The sequence below is a fragment of the Rhodospirillaceae bacterium genome (genome assembly GCA_018660465.1).
In the GTDB taxonomy this organism is placed as follows: domain Bacteria; phylum Pseudomonadota; class Alphaproteobacteria; order Rhodospirillales; family JABJKH01; genus JABJKH01.
Genome location: JABJKH010000116.1, coordinates 1 through 2,762 on the forward strand (window position 1 = coordinate 1; position 2,762 = coordinate 2,762).

Annotated in this window: 2 protein-coding genes; both read left to right on the top strand. The window is 48.0% G+C overall.

Going from position 1 to position 2,762, the window contains the following annotated elements:
- The first annotated feature begins 14 nt into the window (after positions 1 to 14).
- Complete coding sequence (locus HOM51_19445; GenBank protein MBT5036692.1) at positions 15 to 1,592, top strand: adenylyltransferase/cytidyltransferase family protein; 1,578 nt, start codon at positions 15 to 17, stop codon at positions 1,590 to 1,592.
- A gap of 172 nt (positions 1,593 to 1,764) precedes the next feature.
- A partial coding sequence (locus tag HOM51_19450; protein MBT5036693.1) for a radical SAM protein occupies positions 1,765 to 2,762 on the top strand: 998 nt, incomplete at its 3' end.

A 2,762-nucleotide genomic window follows, 5' to 3' on the forward strand; every position in this document is an offset into this window, starting at 1 on the left:
AGGAAATAACGACATTGACTAAAGCAACGTCAAATCAAGACGCCAAGAAAAACTTCGCGGCCCGCCCGGCTCGTTCGAAGGTAAAGTCTATTTCTGAACTGGCTTCATTGGTTAGCGACTCCCAAAAAGCTGGCGAAAAAGTGGTCCTGGCACATGGAGTATTTGACCTGGTCCATATGGGACACGTTCGACACTTGGAAGCGGCTCGACGAGAGGGAACGGTCCTGGTTGTTACCATCACGGCCGACAAGCATGTACACAAAGGGCCTGGGCGACCGATCTTCCCAGAAGAACTCCGCGCCGAAATGTTGGCGGCAATGGAATATGTCGATTGGGTCGGCATCAATTTATCACCTGATGCGACTGAATTGCTCCGCCAACTCCGCCCCGATGTTTACATTAAGGGGTCCGATTATGAAAACCCGGAAGATGATCTTACGGGCATGATTTCGGCGGAACGAGACGCCGTTGAGGAACACGGCGGAAAGATGGTGCTGACCCGAGATATTACGTTCAGCTCCTCATCGCTGATTAATAACTATTTGGACGTTTATGAGCCGTCTCTCCGCGATTATCTCGGCACAGTACGGGACGCGGGCGGGTTCGATGCCATTCAGGTGCTTATCGAAAAAGTAAAAAACTACCGGGTTCTCCTTGTTGGTGATCTTATCATCGACGAGTACCAATACGTGACGCCGTTGGGGAAATCCCCAAAAGAAAATATGATTGCCACCTTGCTAAAGGATCGTGAAATCTTTGCGGGGGGCGTAATCGCCGCAGCCAATCATGTGGCGAGTTTCTGCGCAGAGGTGGAGGTCATCACCTGTCTTGGCGATCAAGACGATTACGAACAACTCGTTCGCGATAGCCTTAAGCCTAATGTAAAATTAACAGTTTTCCACCGCAACGAAGCGCCGACAACGACAAAGACCCGTTTCATAGAATCGGGTTATATTCGGAAGCTATTTGAAGTCTATTCAATGGATGACTCGCCTCTTGAGGCAACTTTGGAAGCCGACGTGAATAAGGCCATTGTTGAAAAGGCAAAGAATTCGGACGTGGTTATCGCCACCGATTTTGGGCATGGCCTCATCGGCAACTCAACCGTTCAGACGCTTATCGAACATGCAAAGTTTTTGGCCGTTAACACGCAAAGCAATAGCGCTAATACAGGCTTCAACCTTGTGACAAAGTACCAAAAGGCGGATTACGTTTGTATAGATGCGCCGGAAGCTCGTTTAGCGACCGTCGATAAACATAGCGATGTAATGGAAATTGCGGCTGAAAAACTGCCAGAAAAGATTGATTGTTCCAGGTTGATCGTCACGCATGGGAGCCACGGCTGTGTGACTTACGATAAAGCACACGGCGCACGGCGCATCCCGGTGTTTACGAAAACGACCGTCGATACAGTAGGCGCTGGCGATGCGTTTCTTGCGGTTACATCGCCGCTGGTTGCGGCAGGCGGAGATATGGAACACATCGGATTGGTCGGCAATGCCGTCGGTGCCATTAAGGTTGGAATTATTGGTCACCGGCACTCCGTCGAAAAAACACCACTGATGAAATATATAACCACATTGTTGAAATAAGGGCGAAGGCCATTGATATTAGATGGCTTACAACCCATTTGTCAGCATGGCAGATTCGCGTTTAAACTTGCAAATGAGTATTAACATTACTTATATTTTGCCGCCTTCCCATGAATGCATAAGATTTATTTCGTGCGGTGAGCGTACGATAACTTTGTTGGCTTAGGATATTATGGAAAGACAAACCGTTTCATTGCGCACCCCAGTGCAGAAGATAATGCTAATTTCTCCGCCGGGTAAAATTACGGTCACCGATGAAGGATCACGGGAAAGGAAACTTGCCGTTCCGCCTTTGGGACCGGCTTCCCTGGCAGCGTCTTTGCTCCAACACGGATATGAGGTCGACATTCTAGATGTCATGATGGAAGGCTATGAAAATGAGCAATCCAACGGCAACCAGATTTTATATGGCCTTAGCGATGACGACGTCCGCAAACGCATCGCCGACTTTAACCCAGATATGATTGGTGTCAGTTGCCTGTTTTCCAACAGGGGGCTTGAGGCCCAGAACCTCTGCCGACTTGCCAAGGAAACGATACCGGATGCCTTCGTTGTATTCGGCGGACAACATCCTTCCGGCATGCCGCAATTAGTCATAGATGAAAATATTGACTGCATCATGTACGGTGAAGCTGATAGATCGATCATTGAACTGGTAGAAACTCTTAACACGGGTGGCGATTTGCGGGACGTAAAACAAATTATCCTGCAAGACGGTGACACCTATTGGAAATCACCCAAAAATGATTACCCGGACCCGAAAGAACTTCCGCTTCCTGCGTGGCATTTGGTTGGCCTGGATAAATATTGGAATGCCGGGTTGGCCGATTATGAAATCAATTTAAAGAGTCAGCAAAAATTTCTGATCATGATGTCGTCCCGAGGATGCCCACACGCGTGCTATTTCTGTACGGCGCCGATGATGTCAGACCGCCGCTTCCGAATGAAAGAAATCCCCCAAGTCATTGAAGAAATACAACATTATCGGGACACCTATGGCGTTGATGAAATTCATTTTTGGGACGATAATTTCTTTATCAATAAGAAACGCGTGAAGAAGCTGTTAAAGGCTTTGGTCGAAAATTTTCCAGACATGAGCTTTCAAGTGCCCAGTGGATCAGAAGTCAATGCGATTGATGACGAAGTAATAGAACTCTTATCGCAGGCTGG